Annotated in this window: 15 protein-coding genes and 4 tRNA genes; 8 read left to right on the forward strand and 11 right to left on the reverse strand. The window is 64.1% G+C overall.

What is annotated here, in order from left to right; translation table 11 throughout:
* The 5 genes from E5Z01_RS01335 to E5Z01_RS01355 form a co-directional block, all read right to left on the reverse strand.
* On the reverse strand, nt 1-418 hold a 418-nt coding region (locus E5Z01_RS01335; protein WP_135227740.1), incomplete at its 3' end, for a GTP-binding protein.
* Between the two features lie 122 nt (nt 419-540).
* Nucleotides 541-615 (reverse strand) — tRNA-Thr (locus E5Z01_RS01340).
* 3 nt (nt 616-618) lie between these two features.
* Nucleotides 619-694, reverse strand: a tRNA-Gly gene (locus E5Z01_RS01345).
* A gap of 8 nt (nt 695-702) precedes the next feature.
* Nucleotides 703-788: transfer RNA gene (locus E5Z01_RS01350), tRNA-Tyr, on the reverse strand.
* A 39-nt stretch (nt 789-827) separates the two neighbouring features.
* Nucleotides 828-903 (reverse strand) — tRNA-Thr (locus tag E5Z01_RS01355).
* A 401-nt stretch (nt 904-1,304) separates the two neighbouring features.
* Here E5Z01_RS01355 and E5Z01_RS01360 point away from each other — a divergent pair.
* From E5Z01_RS01360 to E5Z01_RS01385, 6 genes are all read left to right on the forward strand, one after another.
* A complete protein-coding gene (locus tag E5Z01_RS01360) occupies nt 1,305-3,311 on the forward strand; it encodes an ABC transporter ATP-binding protein (protein ID WP_135227889.1) in 2,007 nt (668 codons plus the stop codon).
* Nucleotides 3,308-5,176 carry an ABC transporter ATP-binding protein gene (locus E5Z01_RS01365; protein WP_135227741.1) on the forward strand — a complete coding sequence of 623 codons (1,869 nt, stop codon included), beginning with the start codon at nt 3,308-3,310 and terminating at the stop codon, nt 5,174-5,176. The genes E5Z01_RS01360 and E5Z01_RS01365 overlap by 4 nt, the downstream gene beginning before the upstream one ends.
* Before the next feature lie 297 nt (nt 5,177-5,473).
* A complete protein-coding gene (locus E5Z01_RS01370; protein ID WP_119763214.1) occupies nt 5,474-6,049 on the forward strand; it encodes an NADPH-dependent FMN reductase in 576 nt (191 codons plus the stop codon).
* A gap of 286 nt (nt 6,050-6,335) precedes the next feature.
* Nucleotides 6,336-7,337 (forward strand): small ribosomal subunit Rsm22 family protein, encoded by a 1,002-nt coding sequence (locus E5Z01_RS01375; protein ID WP_135227742.1) that lies wholly within the window; start codon nt 6,336-6,338, stop codon nt 7,335-7,337.
* A gap of 25 nt (nt 7,338-7,362) precedes the next feature.
* Nucleotides 7,363-8,169, forward strand: coding sequence for a 50S ribosomal protein L11 methyltransferase (locus E5Z01_RS01380; protein ID WP_135227743.1), 807 nt, complete (start codon nt 7,363-7,365; stop codon nt 8,167-8,169).
* 1 nt (nt 8,170) lies between these two features.
* On the forward strand, nt 8,171-8,872 hold the full coding sequence (locus E5Z01_RS01385; protein WP_135227744.1) for a 16S rRNA (uracil(1498)-N(3))-methyltransferase: 702 nt from the start codon (nt 8,171-8,173) through the stop codon (nt 8,870-8,872).
* Nucleotides 8,873-8,940: 68 nt separating this feature from the next.
* On the opposite strand, the gene E5Z01_RS01390 is transcribed toward E5Z01_RS01385, so the two are convergent.
* Nucleotides 8,941-9,915 carry a polyprenyl synthetase family protein gene (locus E5Z01_RS01390; protein WP_135227745.1) on the reverse strand — a complete coding sequence of 325 codons (975 nt, stop codon included), beginning with the start codon at nt 9,913-9,915 and terminating at the stop codon, nt 8,941-8,943.
* 129 nt (nt 9,916-10,044) lie between these two features.
* On the opposite strand from E5Z01_RS01390, the gene E5Z01_RS01395 reads away from it, so the two are divergent.
* The gene (locus E5Z01_RS01395; protein WP_135227890.1) at nt 10,045-10,647 is read left to right on the forward strand and encodes a hypothetical protein; all 603 of its coding nucleotides are present in this window, start codon (nt 10,045-10,047) and stop codon (nt 10,645-10,647) included.
* A 151-nt stretch (nt 10,648-10,798) separates the two neighbouring features.
* Nucleotides 10,799-11,062: an acylphosphatase gene (locus tag E5Z01_RS01400; protein ID WP_119763202.1), complete on the forward strand. Its 264-nt coding sequence runs from the start codon at nt 10,799-10,801 to the stop codon at nt 11,060-11,062.
* A 75-nt stretch (nt 11,063-11,137) separates the two neighbouring features.
* Here the strand turns inward: E5Z01_RS01400 and rplT are convergent, their stop codons facing one another.
* The 5 genes from rplT to E5Z01_RS01425 all read right to left on the reverse strand — a co-directional run bounded on the left by rplT (nt 11,138) and on the right by E5Z01_RS01425 (nt 14,783).
* The gene (gene rplT / locus E5Z01_RS01405) at nt 11,138-11,494 is read right to left on the reverse strand and encodes a 50S ribosomal protein L20 (protein ID WP_119763200.1); all 357 of its coding nucleotides are present in this window, start codon (nt 11,492-11,494) and stop codon (nt 11,138-11,140) included.
* Nucleotides 11,495-11,692, reverse strand: coding sequence for a 50S ribosomal protein L35 (gene rpmI, locus E5Z01_RS01410; protein WP_119763198.1), 198 nt, complete (start codon nt 11,690-11,692; stop codon nt 11,495-11,497).
* A gap of 153 nt (nt 11,693-11,845) precedes the next feature.
* Nucleotides 11,846-12,658, reverse strand: coding sequence for a GNAT family N-acetyltransferase (locus tag E5Z01_RS01415; RefSeq protein ID WP_135227746.1), 813 nt, complete (start codon nt 12,656-12,658; stop codon nt 11,846-11,848).
* A 253-nt stretch (nt 12,659-12,911) separates the two neighbouring features.
* Nucleotides 12,912-13,922, reverse strand: coding sequence for a phosphotransferase enzyme family protein (locus tag E5Z01_RS01420; RefSeq protein ID WP_135227747.1), 1,011 nt, complete (start codon nt 13,920-13,922; stop codon nt 12,912-12,914).
* A 129-nt stretch (nt 13,923-14,051) separates the two neighbouring features.
* Nucleotides 14,052-14,783, reverse strand: coding sequence for a YebC/PmpR family DNA-binding transcriptional regulator (locus tag E5Z01_RS01425; RefSeq protein WP_119763191.1), 732 nt, complete (start codon nt 14,781-14,783; stop codon nt 14,052-14,054).
* Nucleotides 14,784-14,829 lie beyond the last annotated feature (46 nt).

Consider the following 14,829-nt stretch of genomic DNA (forward strand, 5'->3'; position numbering starts at 1 on the left):
CGACTTTGTTCATGAAGACGATGATGTAGGGCACGCCGACCTGACGGGCGAGCAGGATGTGCTCGCGGGTCTGGGGCATGGGGCCGTCAGCGGAGCTGACGACCAGGATGGCGCCGTCCATCTGGGCGGCTCCGGTGATCATGTTCTTGACGTAGTCGGCGTGACCGGGGCAGTCCACGTGGGAGTAGTGACGGCTGGGCGTCTGGTACTCGACGTGGGCGGTGTTGATGGTGATACCGCGGGCCTTTTCTTCGGGGGCCTTGTCGATCTGGTCGTAGGCGAGGGTTTCGATGGTGGGATCCATCGCGGCGGCCGTGAAGGTGATTGCGGCGGTGAGGGTGGTCTTGCCGTGGTCGACGTGACCGATCGTGCCGACGTTCACGTGGGGCTTGTTCCGCTCAAACGTTCCTTTTGCCATGAGTACTTCCTCCTGAAGGGGGTTTGCCTTTCAATGGGCAAGCCTTTGAACTATATCAAATGCTTGTGTGCAGCACTTGAGGAAAGACGCGACTTACCTTTCAGCAAGCCGCGTCTTTGTTCTGGAGCTTCTGGTCGGGATTGAACCGACGACCTCTCCCTTACCAAGGGAGTGCTCTACCACTGAGCTACAGAAGCACTTGGAGCGGGAAACGAGACTTGAACTCGCGACATTCAGCTTGGGAAGCTGACGCTCTACCAACTGAGCTATTCCCGCGTGAAACGTGGTGGGCAGGGGCGGATTCGAACCGCCGTACACTTACGTGAACAGATTTACAGTCTGTCGCCTTTAACCACTCGGCCACCTACCCATGTCTCGGCCCTGTTCGTTTGTCCCCGGGTGTGGGGTTTGGAGCCACCCATCGGAATCGAACCGACAACCTTCCGATTACAAGTCGGGTGCTCTACCAGTTGAGCTAGGGTGGCAGCACCATTCTTTACTTGGAAAGCTGAGGGAAAGACTTCCTCCGAGCTTTGCGGAAATGTGGCCTGGAGGCCGTTCACTTCCGGCTGTGAATAGTAGCAGCCCTCCCCCAGACGTGTCAACAAAAACGCGGAGGCGGTTGCTGACTCCTGCCCCAGTCTCTTATTTGGCCTCCTCTTTGGCGTGTGGAACGGCTGGCCGTAACCCTGCACTCCATCTATGAACGCTGAAGGCCAATGAGCCATCTGGCGCATTTCCCCCTGCGCCAATGGGCGTATGCTGCTGTGCAACCGGGCCCTGCGCTCAAGACGCCGTGCTCAAGACGCCTTTACCGCTTCACGTTCTCGCTTCACTTCTGGGGTTTCACTTGGACAGTTTCCGTTCCCTCCTTCCTTACCTGAAGATGCACACGCGCCAGTACCTCCTGGGGATGCTGGCCGTTATCGTTGCCAACAGTGTCAATCTGCTCTACCCCTACCTGGTTCGGCGCATCATCGACGGCCTGACCGGTCAGACCGACGGCGTCGCCCGCACCGGCGGCATTACGCTGGAGCAGGCGGGCTTTTACGCGCTGGGCATCGTGCTGGTGTCGCTGATTTCCGGCGGCTTCATGCTGGTGATGCGCCGCCAGATCGTGGTGGCCTCGCGTCAAATGGAGTATGAGATCCGGCGCGACATCTTCGCGCACCTGCAAACGCTGGACAAGAATTACTACGACCGCGCCCGCACCGGGGACCTGATGAACCGCCTGACCGGCGACCTGGGCGCGGTGCGCGAGATGATGGGCTTCGGCGGCTGGCAGATCGTCAACATCATCACGGTCTTCCTTTCCTCATTCGCGGTGATGTTCGGCATCAGCTGGCAACTGACCCTGATCGTGATAGCCCTGATTCCCTTCATCGTGGGGACACTGGCTTATCTGGCGCGGCTGATCAACCAGCGGCACAAGGCTGCGCAGGAGCAGAACAGCCTGATCGCCGCCAAGGCCCAGGAGAATTTCAGCGGAGCGCGGGTGGTAAAGGGTTACGCTATCGAGGAGCGGGAAATCGAGGAATACCGCGCCATGAACCTGGAACTGCTGCGGCGCAACATCGCCCTGACCAAAGTGGACGGGCCGCTGCGTTCCTTTACCACGCTGCTGATCGGCATGGCCTTCGGCGTGATCCTGTATATCGGCGGGCGCATGATCCTGCTGGACGGCAACCGCGACTTCACGACCGGGATGCTGGTGCAGTATCTGCTGATGTTGGGTCGCCTGGCCTGGCCCATGATGATGGTCGGCTGGATCACCGGTGTGACGCAGCGCGGCCTGGCCTCGTGGCTGCGCCTGCGCGAGATGCTGGAGGCCCGTGCGCACGTGTACGATGACCCTGGACGCACCGACACCACCATCCGGGCGGTACGCGGCGACCTCACCTTCGACCACGTGAAACTGAAGTACGGCCAGAACACCGTGCTGAACGACGTGAACCTGCATGTTCCCGCCGGGACGTTCCTGGGCATCACCGGGCCGACCGGCAGCGGCAAGACGCTGCTTTCGCAACTGATCACGCGCAGCATCGACCCCACCAGCGGCACCGTCAAGATCGACGGAACCGACGTGCGGCGCATCCCCCTGAGCGTGCTGCGCGACCACATCAGCGTGGTGCCGCAGGAACCCTTCCTGTTCAGCGACACCATCGCCAACAACATTGGCTTTGGACTGGACAACGCCGAGTTGCCGCTGGTGCCCACCGGGGTCAGCGTGGTGGGCCTGCCCAAGATGCCCGACATTCCCCCGCACCCGGATCCCGAGCGCGTGCGCCGCGCCGCCGCGCTGGCGGGCCTGGCCGGCGACGTCGAGGACTTCCCGAAAGGCTACGACACCATGCTGGGCGAGCGTGGCGTGACCCTGTCGGGCGGGCAGCGGCAACGCACCGCCATCGCCCGCGCCATCGTGCGCGAACCCGCGATCCTGATCCTGGACGACAGCCTCAGCGCCGTGGACACCGAAACCGAGAGGCGCATCATCGACGGCATCCGCGAGGTCGCCAGGGGCCGCACGGTGATCCTGATCGCGCACCGCGTGAGCACCCTGCGCCACGCCGACCAGATCGTGGTGCTGGAAGCCGGACACGTCACCGAATCGGGCACCCACGACGAGCTGCTGGTGCTGGGCGGCCACTACGCCGAACTGGAGAGATTGCAACGCCTGGCGAGCGACCTGGACAACGACGACCCGGATGTGCAGCCCGCGCGCAGCCCTGCCGAGCAGGAAGCGGTGCGCCAGGCCGCCACCATCCCGGCCGCCGAAGCAGGACGCGACCTGCCCGCTCCCAGCCAGCCAGGACACAGCCAGCCGGGCCACACCGTGCAGACGCCCCAGCTGAATCCCCAGCCCGACCCGCAACCCGAGCAGGTGACGAAATGACCCAGCCCGATCAGAACGACGCCTACAGCAAGGGCTTTGACCTCGACCTGACCAAACGCATCCTGCGCTACGTCAGGCCCTACCGCACCCTGGCGACGGGCGGCGTGCTGCTGGCCCTGCTGACGGCCGCGCTGCAACCCGTCCCGGCCTTCTTGCAGGGCTACGCCATCGACCACGCCCTGACGCCTTTCGTGAACGGCAGCAACACCGACGCGCCGGGGCTGCTGAACCTGCTGCTGATGATCGTGCTGGGGTACATCCTGGTGCAGATCATCGAGTTCGGCTTGACCTACGCCTCGGCCCTCACCATCGGTTACCTGGGCCAGAACGTGCTGCGGGACATTCGCGCCGACGTGTTCACTAAGTTGCAGCGCCTGCACCTGGCGTACTTCGACCAGAACCCGGTGGGCCGCCTGATTACCCGCGTGACCAGCGACGTGGACGCCATCAACCAGTTCATCACAGGCGGGCTGATCAGCCTGATCACCAGCACCTTCCTGATCCTGGTGTACATGGGCGTGATGCTGAGCATCAACTGGCGCTTGGCACTGATCGCCTTCACGGTGCTGCCCTTCCTGTTCGTGGCCACCAACTACTTCCGGGGCAAGATGCGCCTGACCTACCGCGACACGCGCATTCAGCAGGCCATCGTGAACACCAAACTGAACGAGAACATCACCGGCATGCAGACCGTGCAGCTGTTCGGGCGCGAGCGCCGCAGCGCCCTGGACTTCGAGCACAGCAACCGCGCTCTGCTCGGCGCTCTGGAACGCTCGGTGCACTGGTTCTCGCTGTTCATGCCGGTGGTCGCCATTCTGGGCCAGGTGTCCATTGCGCTGGTGCTGTACTTCGGGGCGCGCTACATCCTGGGCGTGGACGTGGGAACGGGCGCACAGGCGGCCCTGAGCGTGGGTGTCCTGTACGCCTTCGTGCAGTGGACGACCCAGCTCTTCCAGCCCATTCAGGATCTGGCGGACGTGTTCAACAACCTGCAAGCCGCCATGGCCTCCAGCGAACGCATTTTCGGGGTGCTGGACACCGAGGAAGAGATCGTGGACAGACCGGACGCGAAGAAACTCGGAAACTTCATCGGGCAGGTGGACTTCGAGAACGTGTGGTTCTCGTATGACAGCAGCGTGACCGCCGACACCCCCGACACCGACGACCGCTGGATTCTGCGCGGCGTCGACCTGCATATCGCGCCCGGCGAGAGCGTGGCGCTGGTGGGGGCCACCGGAGCCGGGAAAACCAGCGTCACGGCCCTGGTCAGCCGCTTCTACGACGTGCAGCGCGGCGCCGTGAAGGTCGACGGCGAGGACGTGAAAGACCTCGACCAGCATGACCTGCGCAAGCACATCGGGCTGGTGTTGCAGGACGTGTTCCTGTTCGCTGGCACCATCGAGAGCAACCTGACCCTCAACGACTCCACTATTCCCCACGACCGCGTGATCGAGGCATGCAAATACGTGGGCGTCCACGACTACATCCTGAGCCTGGAAAACGGCTACCAGACCGAGGTGCGCGAACGCGGCGCCACCCTCTCGACCGGGCAGAAGCAACTGCTGGCCTTCGCCCGCGCCCTGATTCAGAACCCCGACATCCTGCTGGTGCTGGACGAAGCTACCAGCAACGTGGACACCGAAACTGAACTGCGTATTCAGGCTGCGCTGGAAAAAGTCATGGAAGGCCGCACCAGCATCATCATCGCCCACCGCCTCTCGACCATCGAGCACTGTGACCGCATTATCGTGATGCGCAAGGGCCGCATCGTCGAGCAGGGCAGCCACCTGGAACTGCTGAATAAGGGCGGGTACTACAGTCGTCTGCACCGTCTGCAATACGCGCGGGGCGACGCAGCGGACTGAGCCCACCGCGAATAGCATGAAATCCTTAAAAGGAACTCCCGCCCAGTCACTGGACGGGAGTTCCTTTAACCCATCTGGAGGCGGCTTCCTCAGTCGACTTCTTGGTGTCCTCCGGGCCCCTTGAGGTGACACCGAGAACATGAAAATTTTGCAGGCAGCGGGCCTTTACAGCGACGATTCGCACATGGCGTCGGCTCACCACCTTATCCGCTTGACATTAAATGAAGTACTTGATAAAACAAAGCGGAGAAAGAGAGGGGCCACAGCGTTTTCCCTCGCCCATAAGGAGACAGGATCATGGCAAACCCGAAAATCGGCATCATCATCAGCAGCACCCGCCCCACCCGTATCGCGGACAAGCCCACCCAGTGGTTCTACGACATCGCCACGCAGCGCAGCGACCTGGATTTTGAAATCCTTGACCTGCGCGACTTCAAGATGCCGTTTTTCGACGAGGTGGCCTCGAACGCCTGGGCGCCCAGCCAGAACCCCGAAGTGGTGCGCTGGCAGCAGAAGCTGGCCGAATTTGACGGTTACGTGATCATCACCGCCGAGTACAACCACGCCCCCACCGCCGCCATCAAGAACGCCCTGGACAACGCTTATGTCGAGTGGGTGCGCAAGCCCGTCGCCTACGTCGGCTACGGTTCGGTGGGGGCTGCGCGCGCCATCGAGCAACTGCGCCTGATCGCCGCCGAGTTGCAGCAGGTGTCCATCCGGCCCAGCGTTCACGTGCAGGGCGCCGACTTCTTCGGCCTGATGCAGGGCCAGAAGACCATGAACGACATGCCCTACCTGAACGACGGCGCTCATGTCCTGCTGGACGACCTGGCGTGGTGGACCAAAGCCCTGAAGACCGCCCGCGAAAGCTAAGCAGTCTGCTGACCAACTCACGAGACCAATGAGAAAGGCCGGAGCGTTACGCCCTGGCCTTTCTTCTTTTGCTGCGCTGGGCCAATGGTGCCAGGCTGGTGAGTGTTTTCTGCACATGTAGGCCCATTCCGGGAGTCACGCTTTGGGTTCAGGAGGTGCGGGCGCTGAAGGCCAGCAGCTCGCCCCGTCGTTCATGCCAGGCAGCAAACGGGACTGTTCCGCACTCTACTGACAGAAAAGCTTCTGGGCTTAAACAACTGCCTCTCAGCGCGGCATACTTGACCCGATGGAGCTTCCCGTGGTGTTGAGAGAAGGATTGGAGCAGGCCGCCCAGGGCATTCCCCTGGCGGACTTGAGCCGCGCGGTGGACACGCTGTCCGGGCGTTACCGTCAGGAAGTGATGGACGGCGCGTGGCACGTGTCCGGTGACCTGGCCGCGCGGGCTTACCTGACCGTGCGTTTTCCCGCGACCTTCGCGGCCCTGGCCGCCGCCATGGGGGAAGTCGAGCAGGTCAGGCCTGAGTTTCAGCCCGCCACGCACCTGGACGTGGGTTCCGGCCCCGGCACGGCTTTCTGGGCGGCCAGCGGCACCTGGGACTCGATTGGGCAGGCCGTGATGCTGGAAGGCAGCCCGCACATGCGCGAATGGGGACAGAAACTCGGTCGACTGAGCCGCGTATCAAATCAGTGGCTGGACGTGGATGTCCGGCGCGGCCTGCCCGCCACAGGAACGCACGATCTGGTCACGCTTTCTTACGTGCTGAACGAATTGACGCCCGAAACCCGCCCGCCCCTTATCCGGGAACTGTGGGAGTGCACCGGGGACACGCTCCTGCTGTTGGAACCCGGCACCACCGCCGGCTGGCAACGCATCCTGGAAGCCCGGCAGCAACTTCTGACGCTGGGCGCACATCTGCTGGCCCCCTGCCCGCACACGCGTCCGTGCCCCGTCCAGCAGCCCGACTGGTGTCACTTCAGCGTCCGCGTGGCCCGTTCCAGCACCCACCGGCGCGGCAAAGGGGCTGACCTCGCCTACGAGGACGAGAAATTCATCTACCTCGCTGCCTCCAGAACCCCCGGCGAACCCCGGGCGGGGCGAGTCCTGACGCACCCCAGCACCCGCTCGGGCCTGGTCAACCTGAAACTGTGCACCGGGCAAGGCACCCTGGAACAACGTACCCTCAGCAAGAGGGACGGCGAACTGTTCAAACAGGCCAGAAGACTGGAATGGGGGGACGCGCTGGAAGAGGGTGGAGGGGAGAGCCGTCGAGAGAACGCCAGCCCATAGCCCTGATCCGGCTACACTCCTACTCATGCTCGTGTACCACCTGCCCGGCACTTTTGAAACGCGTGAACATCACCTCGACCTGCTGTGGGAGGCGGGGGCCACCGGCCTGGAGGAACGCCGGGGCCTGATTCGCGCTTACTTTGACGATCGGGCGGCGTTGCCGGCTGAGATCGGGGACGGGGAGTGGCTGGAGGAGGCCGAGCAGGACTGGCAGGCGGAGTTCAAGCGGACGCTGAAGCCCGTGCAGGCGGGACGGGTCACGATCGTCGCGCCGTGGCAGCAGCAGGAAGTTCCGGCAGGGCAGTTGCCGCTGGTGATCGAACCGGGCATGGCGTTCGGCACCGGGCACCACGCAACGACGCGCATGGCGGTGGAGGCGCTGGGTGAGCTTGACCTGAGTGGCAAGCGCGTGCTGGACGTGGGTACGGGCAGCGGCGTGCTGGCAATCGCGGCCGCTCTGCTGGGCGCGGGCTGGACGCTGGGGGTGGATATCGACCCCGTGACCATTCCCATTGCGCGCGAGAACGCCGGGGTGAACGGCGTGCAAGCGTCTCAGGCGCAGTTCGAGGAGGGAACGCTGGGCCTGGGTGACCTGGATGTGCTGGAGGACGCACCGTTCGACGTGCTGGTAGCGAACCTGTACGCGGAATTGCACGACCTGCTGGCGGGCGAGTATGCCGCCCACATGCAGCCGTCGGCGCCGCTGATTCTGACCGGAATTCTGACGGGCAAACTGCCGCTGGTGCGCTCGGCCCTGGGGCGCGAGGGCTTCGCGGACGTGCAGGTGCGTGAGGACGGCGAGTGGGCGCTGGTCACGGCCCGCCGGGCCTGACATGCACCGCGTTCAGGTCACGGAGATAGCAGGCGTGATGACGCTGGGGCCGCAGGCCACCCGCCACCTGCACGTGCTGCGCCTGCAACCGGGCGAACGCGTGCAGGTGTTCGACGGCCGGGGCGGGCAGGGCGAGGCCGTCCTGTTAGACCTGCTGCCAGGCGAGGGCCGCGCCACCCTGGAGCTTCGACCGGACGCTCTGGGAACCGTGCGCGGCGCGGAAACCCCGCAACCCGTGACCCTGGCCGTTGCCCTGCTGAAAGGCGACAAGCTCGCGGACGTGGTGCGGGCCGCCACGGAACTCGGTGCAGCCAGCATTCAACTGCTCCTGACGCAGCACGCCGAAGCCCGCGAAATCGGCGCTCAGAAACTTCAGCGCCTGCGCCGCATCGCCAGCGAAGCCGCCCGCCAGTCCGAACGCAGCGTCACGCCTGGCGTGCTGGAACCCGTGAAACTGGGCGCTTACCAGTGGAACGGCACCCTGGTCGTCGCGCACCCTGGCAGCTCCACGCTCCTCACTGACCTGCTCACCTGGGACGCTCCTTTGACCGTCCTGAGTGGCCCGGAAGGCGGCCTGTCCGGGGCGGAAATGCAGGACTTACTGGCACAAGGCGCAAAAGCCGTCACGCTCGGCCCGCGTATCCTGCGCGCCGAAACTGCGCCCCTCGCCCTGCTGGGTGCGATAGCCGCCACGGGGTATTAAGGGCAAAGGGGGAGAGCCAGAACGATCTCGCCCTGTGTTTTTCTGGGATTCAAAACGCCCCAGCCACTTCAGTGGTGCCTTTCCAGTTCCTTTTGCGCCAGGGCGGCCAGGGCGTCCCGCGCCGGGCTGGGCGGCAGGGTTTCGAGGGCCTGCACGGCGTTCTGGGCGCGGCGGCGGATTTCGCTGCGGGTCAGGGTCATGATGTCGTGCCGCTGCGCCAGGTCACGCACACGCTGGACGTCGCTGGCCTGGTTGGCGTGGCGTTCCAGGATCTCGCGGATCTCGTCGCCGTCCGGGGTGTCCATCAGGGCCAGCAGGGGATAGGTGGCTTTGCCTTCGCGCACGTCGCTGCCGACAGGTTTCCCGAGTTTGGCCTCATCGCCCAGCAGGTCGAGCAGGTCGTCCTGAATCTGGAAGGCCATGCCGTACTCCTGCCCGAAGGTGGCGAGGGCCTGCTGCCGGGGTGCTGGGGCGCGTAGCAGCAGCGCGGGACTGCTGGCGGCCAGTTCCACCAGGGCGGCGGTTTTGCCGTGAATGACCGTCCAGTAGTTCTCCAGGCTGTAATCGGCGTAGGAGGCCACCTGGAATTGCAGCACCTCGCCTTCGCAGATGACGGAGGCGGTTTGCCCGAAAGCGTGCGTCAGTTCGGACGAGCCGGGCATCTGCGAGAGCAGCATCAGCAGCCGCGCCAGCATGAAGTCCCCACTCATGACGCTGACCACGTTTCCGAAGCGTTTGAAGGCCGTCTGGTGGCCGCGGCGCGTGTCCGAATCGTCGATCAGGTCGTCATGCAGCAGGCTGGCCGAGTGCAGCAGTTCCACGCACGCCGCCAGGTCGACCACATCGGCCCAGCGCGGGTCACCTGAGTTCAGGCCCAACGCCTGCGCGGCCAGGAACACGATCAGGGGCCGGGTGCGTTTGCCGCCCGCCGTGACCAGGTCGTCGCCAATCAATTCGATGAACTCCACCCTTGACCGCAGAATCTCCCGCAAGCGATCATCGAAGGTCGCGTCGGGAACGGTCAGGGCATTTACGGCTGTCATGCGCAGAAGTATAAGGAAGGGCCGCCCCCGAAATGCGGGGCAAAGATACTGTTCCCGTACCCGCACCTGCGGCGCGCTTTTATCTTTGTCCCTCGCATCGCCGCGCTGAACATGCTAAAAAACTTGATTATGGAAACCGTCGTTGCCCTTTTCCCTGAACCCCGGCAGGCCCAGGCGGCCCTGCAGCACCTCCAGGCACGCGGCTTTGAACGCGAACACCTGGGTTTCAGCCTCAGCGATGTGGTGGCCGAGGAAGAACTGGCGCAGGCCAGCGGCATCAGCCCCGAGGCCGGCTTGCCCTCCGGCAGCGCCGGGGTCATCCGTGGCGCCATTCTGGGCGTCCTGGCTGGGCTGGCCCTGACCTTTCCGGTGTGGCTGCTGCTGCTGCTGATTCCCGAGACGCGCGTGTACGCGCACGGCGGCGTCATGGCGATGTGGTTCGGGGCCGTTACGGGGCTGATGCTGGGCGGCATGTTCGGGGCGCTGTCCGGCAGTGACCACGGCGACTACGTGAAACTGCTGCGCAGCATGGGCATTCCGGCAGCCCAGGCCGAGAAGTTCTACGACGGCCTGAAAAACGGTTATGTGATGGTCATCGCCCGCGACCAGGACGGCCGCCGCGCCGACGAGGCCCTGACCATCATGCGCCGCAACGGAGCGGTGCGCCTGGAAGACGCCCTGGGCGGTGGCCGCCTGCAAAGCGAACGCGGCACCTACGCCGACGTGAACTGAACCGGCGCTCGCACAGTCAAAAGCCTTGAAAACACTATCGAGCGGGGCGTTCCTGGTATTCGGGAGCGCCCTTCTTCAGGCCGGCCCGTCGCACACTTGAACGTGACCTTCTGCCAGCTTGCCTACCACCTGACCCGTTAGCATGACGGTTATGCGTCTTACAGCCCTGGTAAGTGGAACAGTGCAGGGGGTCGGTTACCGCAACTGGGTGCAACGTCACGCGCGTGACCTGGCCCTGCGTGGGTACGCCGAGAACCTCAGCGACGGTCGAGTGGAAGTCATTGCCGAAGGCACGGAAGCGAACCTGAAGCGCCTGCTGCACTGGTTGAAACGTGGCCCGCCCCACGCCCGCGTGCTGGGCGTGGAGACGCAGTACAGCGAAAGCACCGGCCTCACGGACTTTCACGTGTATTGACCGAATCCCCAAGGAACCGGAACCAAAAAGAAAAGGCCTCCCAGAACAGGGAGGCTCTTTCTTGAAGGGTGAACTTTACTTGCGGGCAGCCTGGGCGGCGTCCACCAGGGCCTTGAAGGCCTCGGGTTCACGGGCGGCAATGTCGGCCAGCACCTTACGGTTCAGGTCGATGTTGGCTTTCTTCAGGCCGCTGATGAACGTGCTGTAGTTCATACCGTGCAGGCGAGCGCCTGCGTTGATACGCTGAATCCACAGGCGACGGAAGTCACGCTTCTTGTTGCGGCGGTCGCGGTACTCGTAGGTGGCGGCGTTCAGCAGGGTCTGGAAGGCGTTGCGGTACTGCTTGCTGCGGCTGCCCCAGAAGCCCTTGGCGCGCTTCAGGACTTTCTTGTGACGGCGGCGGCGGACGATCCCGGTCTTGGCGCGCGGCATTTATTTCCCCCCCAGCATCAGTTTCATGCGCTTCCACTCGGGCTTGGCCAGCACGAAGCCTTTGCCTTTGCCGCTGATTTCCGCGCCGCTCTTGCCGGTGTTCTGGTGGCGTTTACCGCTCTTGAACGCCATGACCTTGCCAGTCCCCGTGATTTTCACGCGGCGCTTGGCCATTTTCAGGGTCTTCATCTTGGGCATGTGGCCCTCCTTTGTTAGTCCAGTCGCCACCCGGTCTGGGCGCTCCTGTCTGGGGTGCGGGCCGCTTCACCCTGCCGTGTTGGCACGAGAAGCCGTTGGTCGCCCTGCCCCACTTGACCAAGCAAGCACTATACGTGAGTTCAGCGCAGGGGGTCAAGCTTGCCGGAAGTAGAGCTGCTCACTGAGTTGCCGCGGGCCGTTCCTGTCGAAGATGCGGCGCATGGCGTGGTTCTCGCTAGGTGTTCCGCCCCCGTGCATCTCAAATTGCTCAGCGGCAAGGGTCAGCAGGTGGGCGTGCAGGCGCGTGCCATAGCCCTGCCGACGGTAGTCCGGGTGCACACCGATCAGGTCTATTCCAGCATACCCGGGCCGTCCACTGGGGCCGGCAGCGCCCAGAGCGACGGGTTCACCTGCGTCACTGGTCAGCATGACGAGCGTCCAGTCAGGCTGTAATTCCCAGCCTCCGCGCCCCAGTTCACTCAGCAGTCGGCGCAGGGCTGGGCTGTCCAGCGTGGCCTGGTCGACCTTCTGCGCCCCAGCGTCAAGCCGGATCGGGAGTCTGGAGAGTGCCGTTTCATAAACGACCTGCGAATCGTCCAGCACCCACCCGGCCGCTTCGGCAGGAGCGGCGTCCAGAGGCACCAACTGGCTGTCCAACACCAGTTGCTGTGGGGGCTGGCCGGACACCAGTTCTTTCAGGTGCTTCAGAAACGCCGCGACGTGTGCTGCTGGAGTGTCGGCCCGGTAGCGCGGAAACAGCGGAATTTCTGGGCGGGCGGTCAGGTTGACCACCCCCTCTACGCCACGCTCGGAACGCAGCAGCCAGAAACGGTCGGCGCTGGTTTTGCCCTCGGCCACGCGCTTTTGCAGGGCGGGGAGTCGCCGCGCGGCGTCCGCCGGGTCGTGCAGGGCATAAATGTCGCTGAGGGTGGCGGGGGTGGCCTGCTCAATGTGGTAGGTGTTCAAGAGTGGTGACCTCGGGTGGCAGGTCACCGGAAAAACGCCTGAAAAGTCAACTCAACTCAAGGGACGGTTTCCGGTGACCCGGAGACGGACGAACAACTCGGCACGGTTCAATGGGCTTTCAAACATAAGGCCTCCCTTTGCTGCGCGTCTTTCTACACTTTGCGGTGACCACGACGCGGGCACTTTTGGCGTTGCCGGTCAGAGTAATCGCCCTGGCACGCAAGGGCCATACGCCAGCTGGCTTACGGCCTGTTCACCCGGCTTGTTCCACGCCCGGCAGGTCGTGGCGGTATTCGCCGGTTTCCAGAAAATGCCGGAGTTTCAGGACGCTGTTGCGCACGTAGCGGGGCTGCATGGCGCGGATTTCGGCGGTGGTGTTCACCAGCACGTCATTCAGCAGCACAAGGTTGCGCCCGGCCACGATGCTTTCGTAGTCCAGCGGCGTGTAACTGGGGAGCGGCGCCTGGGCCGCGTAGCCTTCCAGCAGGGCGGCTTCCAGTTCCGCGGCGGGGCGCAAGTAATACGCCGAAATGGCCAGGTCTTGCAGGGGAACCCCCAGGCCACAGTCGTCGAAATCGAACACGTACAGTTTTCCCCTGGCCCACTTCAGGTTCCACCCGTGTAAATCGGCGTGCAGGGGCCGGGGAACTTCACGCCTGAACAGGTTCGTCAGGACTTCTTCCACGCGCCGGAAGGTTTCATCCAGCACTTCGTGCCGCTCGGCGGTCAGGAGTTCGTGATCTCCGGTCAGGTGATTCGCGGAGTCCATCAGGGGGTGGTGCAGGCTGCTGAGGGCCGCGCCCGCCGGTAAAGGCCAGTTCAGGGCGTGCCCGTGCAGCAGGGCGGCGGCCCGCCCCACCTCGCGCCACTGCGCCGGGGTGGCCTCGTCGCCCAGATCGCTTCCGGGCAGCCACGAGAACAGCGCCACCGGCAGGTCGCGTTGCAGGTCGCTGCTCCAGATGTGTTGCAGCAGTGAACCGTCGGCCAGCGGCACGGGCGTGGGCACGCGCAGGGCCGTGTCCGCGCTCAGCGCCGCCAGCCACGCCATCTCCGCCGCGATCTGCTCGGAACTGCGGCGTGAATTCACGTTGATGCGCAGGGCAAACTTCTGTCCGTCCTGGGTATCGACCCGGAAGGTCGTGTTGAAACCGTGGTTCAGCAGCCTCAACCGCCTGACCTGAAAAGGGTAGGCCCGCAGGGCGCTCAGGGCCGTTTCCCGCAGGCGGGCCACCTGACGGCGCCCAGTGAGTTCAGCAAAAGACATGCCGGTAGCTTAGGTTCCCGGCTGCTAAGGGCGAATGTGCCAGATGGCTTAAGCGAAGAAGGGGGAATATGGGAACGCGGGCCACCCGTGAAGGTGAACCCGCGTCTGCGCTGCACCTGGGCGAGTCGCTTACTCGATGTCGTCGGGCAGGTCGGCGTTCGTATACACGTTCTGGACGTCGTCCAGTTCTTCCAGATACTCGACCAGGGTCAGGAGTTTGCGGGCGTCGTCGCCACTCACCGCCACGGTGTTGCTGGGCAGCATGGTGATCTGGCCACTTTCCACGTTGAAACCCGCGGCGCCCAGGGCGTCCTGCACGGCGTACAGGTCGTTCGGGGCGGTGCTGATTTCCAGGCCGTCCTCGGATTCCTGAATGTCCTCGGCGCCGTTCTCGATGGCGACTTCCTGCGCCTTCTCGCTGGTGTCTTGCAGCAGCAGGACGCCTTTTTTCTCGAACTGCCAGGCCACGCTGCCGCTGTTGCCCATGCTGCCGCCGCGCTTGTTGAACACGCTGCGGATGTCGGCCACGGTGCGGTTGACGTTGTCGGTCAGCGTCTCGATGAAAATGGCGGTGCCGCCGGGGCCGTAACCTTCGTAGGTCTGCTCCTTGAAGTCGGCGGCGCCTTCGCCCGCCCCCACCGCGCGCTTGATGGCGTTGTCGATGTTGTCCACCGGCACCGTGTCGGCCTTGGCGGCGGCAATGGCGTTTTTCAGGCTGAGGTTGCCCGCCGGGTCACCGCTGCCGCCTGAACGCACGGCGGCCTGAATGGCGCGAATGTGCTTGCTGTACATCGCGCTGCGTTTCTTGTCGTTGGCTCCCTTTTTGCGCTTGATCTGCGCCCACTTGCTATGACCGGCCATGTTTCCACGTTCTCCTGTTCATGAAATTGCGCCCACTCGCAGCAAA

Origin of the sequence: Deinococcus fonticola (assembly GCF_004634215.1) — a bacterium.
GTDB classification, from domain to species: Bacteria; Deinococcota; Deinococci; order Deinococcales; family Deinococcaceae; genus Deinococcus; species Deinococcus fonticola.

What these genes read in the sequence shown, in the direction of transcription:
- E5Z01_RS01360 (WP_135227889.1), top strand. Translation starts at nt 1,305, where the DNA reads ATGCACACGCGCCAGTACCTCCTGGGGATGCTGGCCGTTATCGTTGCC.
- E5Z01_RS01365 (WP_135227741.1), top strand. Translation starts at nt 3,308, where the DNA reads ATGACCCAGCCCGATCAGAACGACGCCTACAGCAAGGGCTTTGACCTC.
- E5Z01_RS01370 (WP_119763214.1), top strand. Translation starts at nt 5,474, where the DNA reads ATGGCAAACCCGAAAATCGGCATCATCATCAGCAGCACCCGCCCCACC.
- E5Z01_RS01375 (WP_135227742.1), top strand. Translation starts at nt 6,336, where the DNA reads ATGGAGCTTCCCGTGGTGTTGAGAGAAGGATTGGAGCAGGCCGCCCAG.
- E5Z01_RS01380 (WP_135227743.1), top strand. Translation starts at nt 7,363, where the DNA reads ATGCTCGTGTACCACCTGCCCGGCACTTTTGAAACGCGTGAACATCAC.
- E5Z01_RS01385 (WP_135227744.1), top strand. Translation starts at nt 8,171, where the DNA reads ATGCACCGCGTTCAGGTCACGGAGATAGCAGGCGTGATGACGCTGGGG.
- E5Z01_RS01390 (WP_135227745.1), bottom strand. Translation starts at nt 9,915, where the DNA reads ATGACAGCCGTAAATGCCCTGACCGTTCCCGACGCGACCTTCGATGAT.
- E5Z01_RS01395 (WP_135227890.1), top strand. Translation starts at nt 10,045, where the DNA reads ATGGAAACCGTCGTTGCCCTTTTCCCTGAACCCCGGCAGGCCCAGGCG.
- E5Z01_RS01400 (WP_119763202.1), top strand. Translation starts at nt 10,799, where the DNA reads ATGCGTCTTACAGCCCTGGTAAGTGGAACAGTGCAGGGGGTCGGTTAC.
- rplT (WP_119763200.1), bottom strand. Translation starts at nt 11,494, where the DNA reads ATGCCGCGCGCCAAGACCGGGATCGTCCGCCGCCGCCGTCACAAGAAA.
- rpmI (WP_119763198.1), bottom strand. Translation starts at nt 11,692, where the DNA reads ATGCCCAAGATGAAGACCCTGAAAATGGCCAAGCGCCGCGTGAAAATC.
- E5Z01_RS01420 (WP_135227747.1), bottom strand. Translation starts at nt 13,922, where the DNA reads ATGTCTTTTGCTGAACTCACTGGGCGCCGTCAGGTGGCCCGCCTGCGG.
- E5Z01_RS01425 (WP_119763191.1), bottom strand. Translation starts at nt 14,783, where the DNA reads ATGGCCGGTCATAGCAAGTGGGCGCAGATCAAGCGCAAAAAGGGAGCC.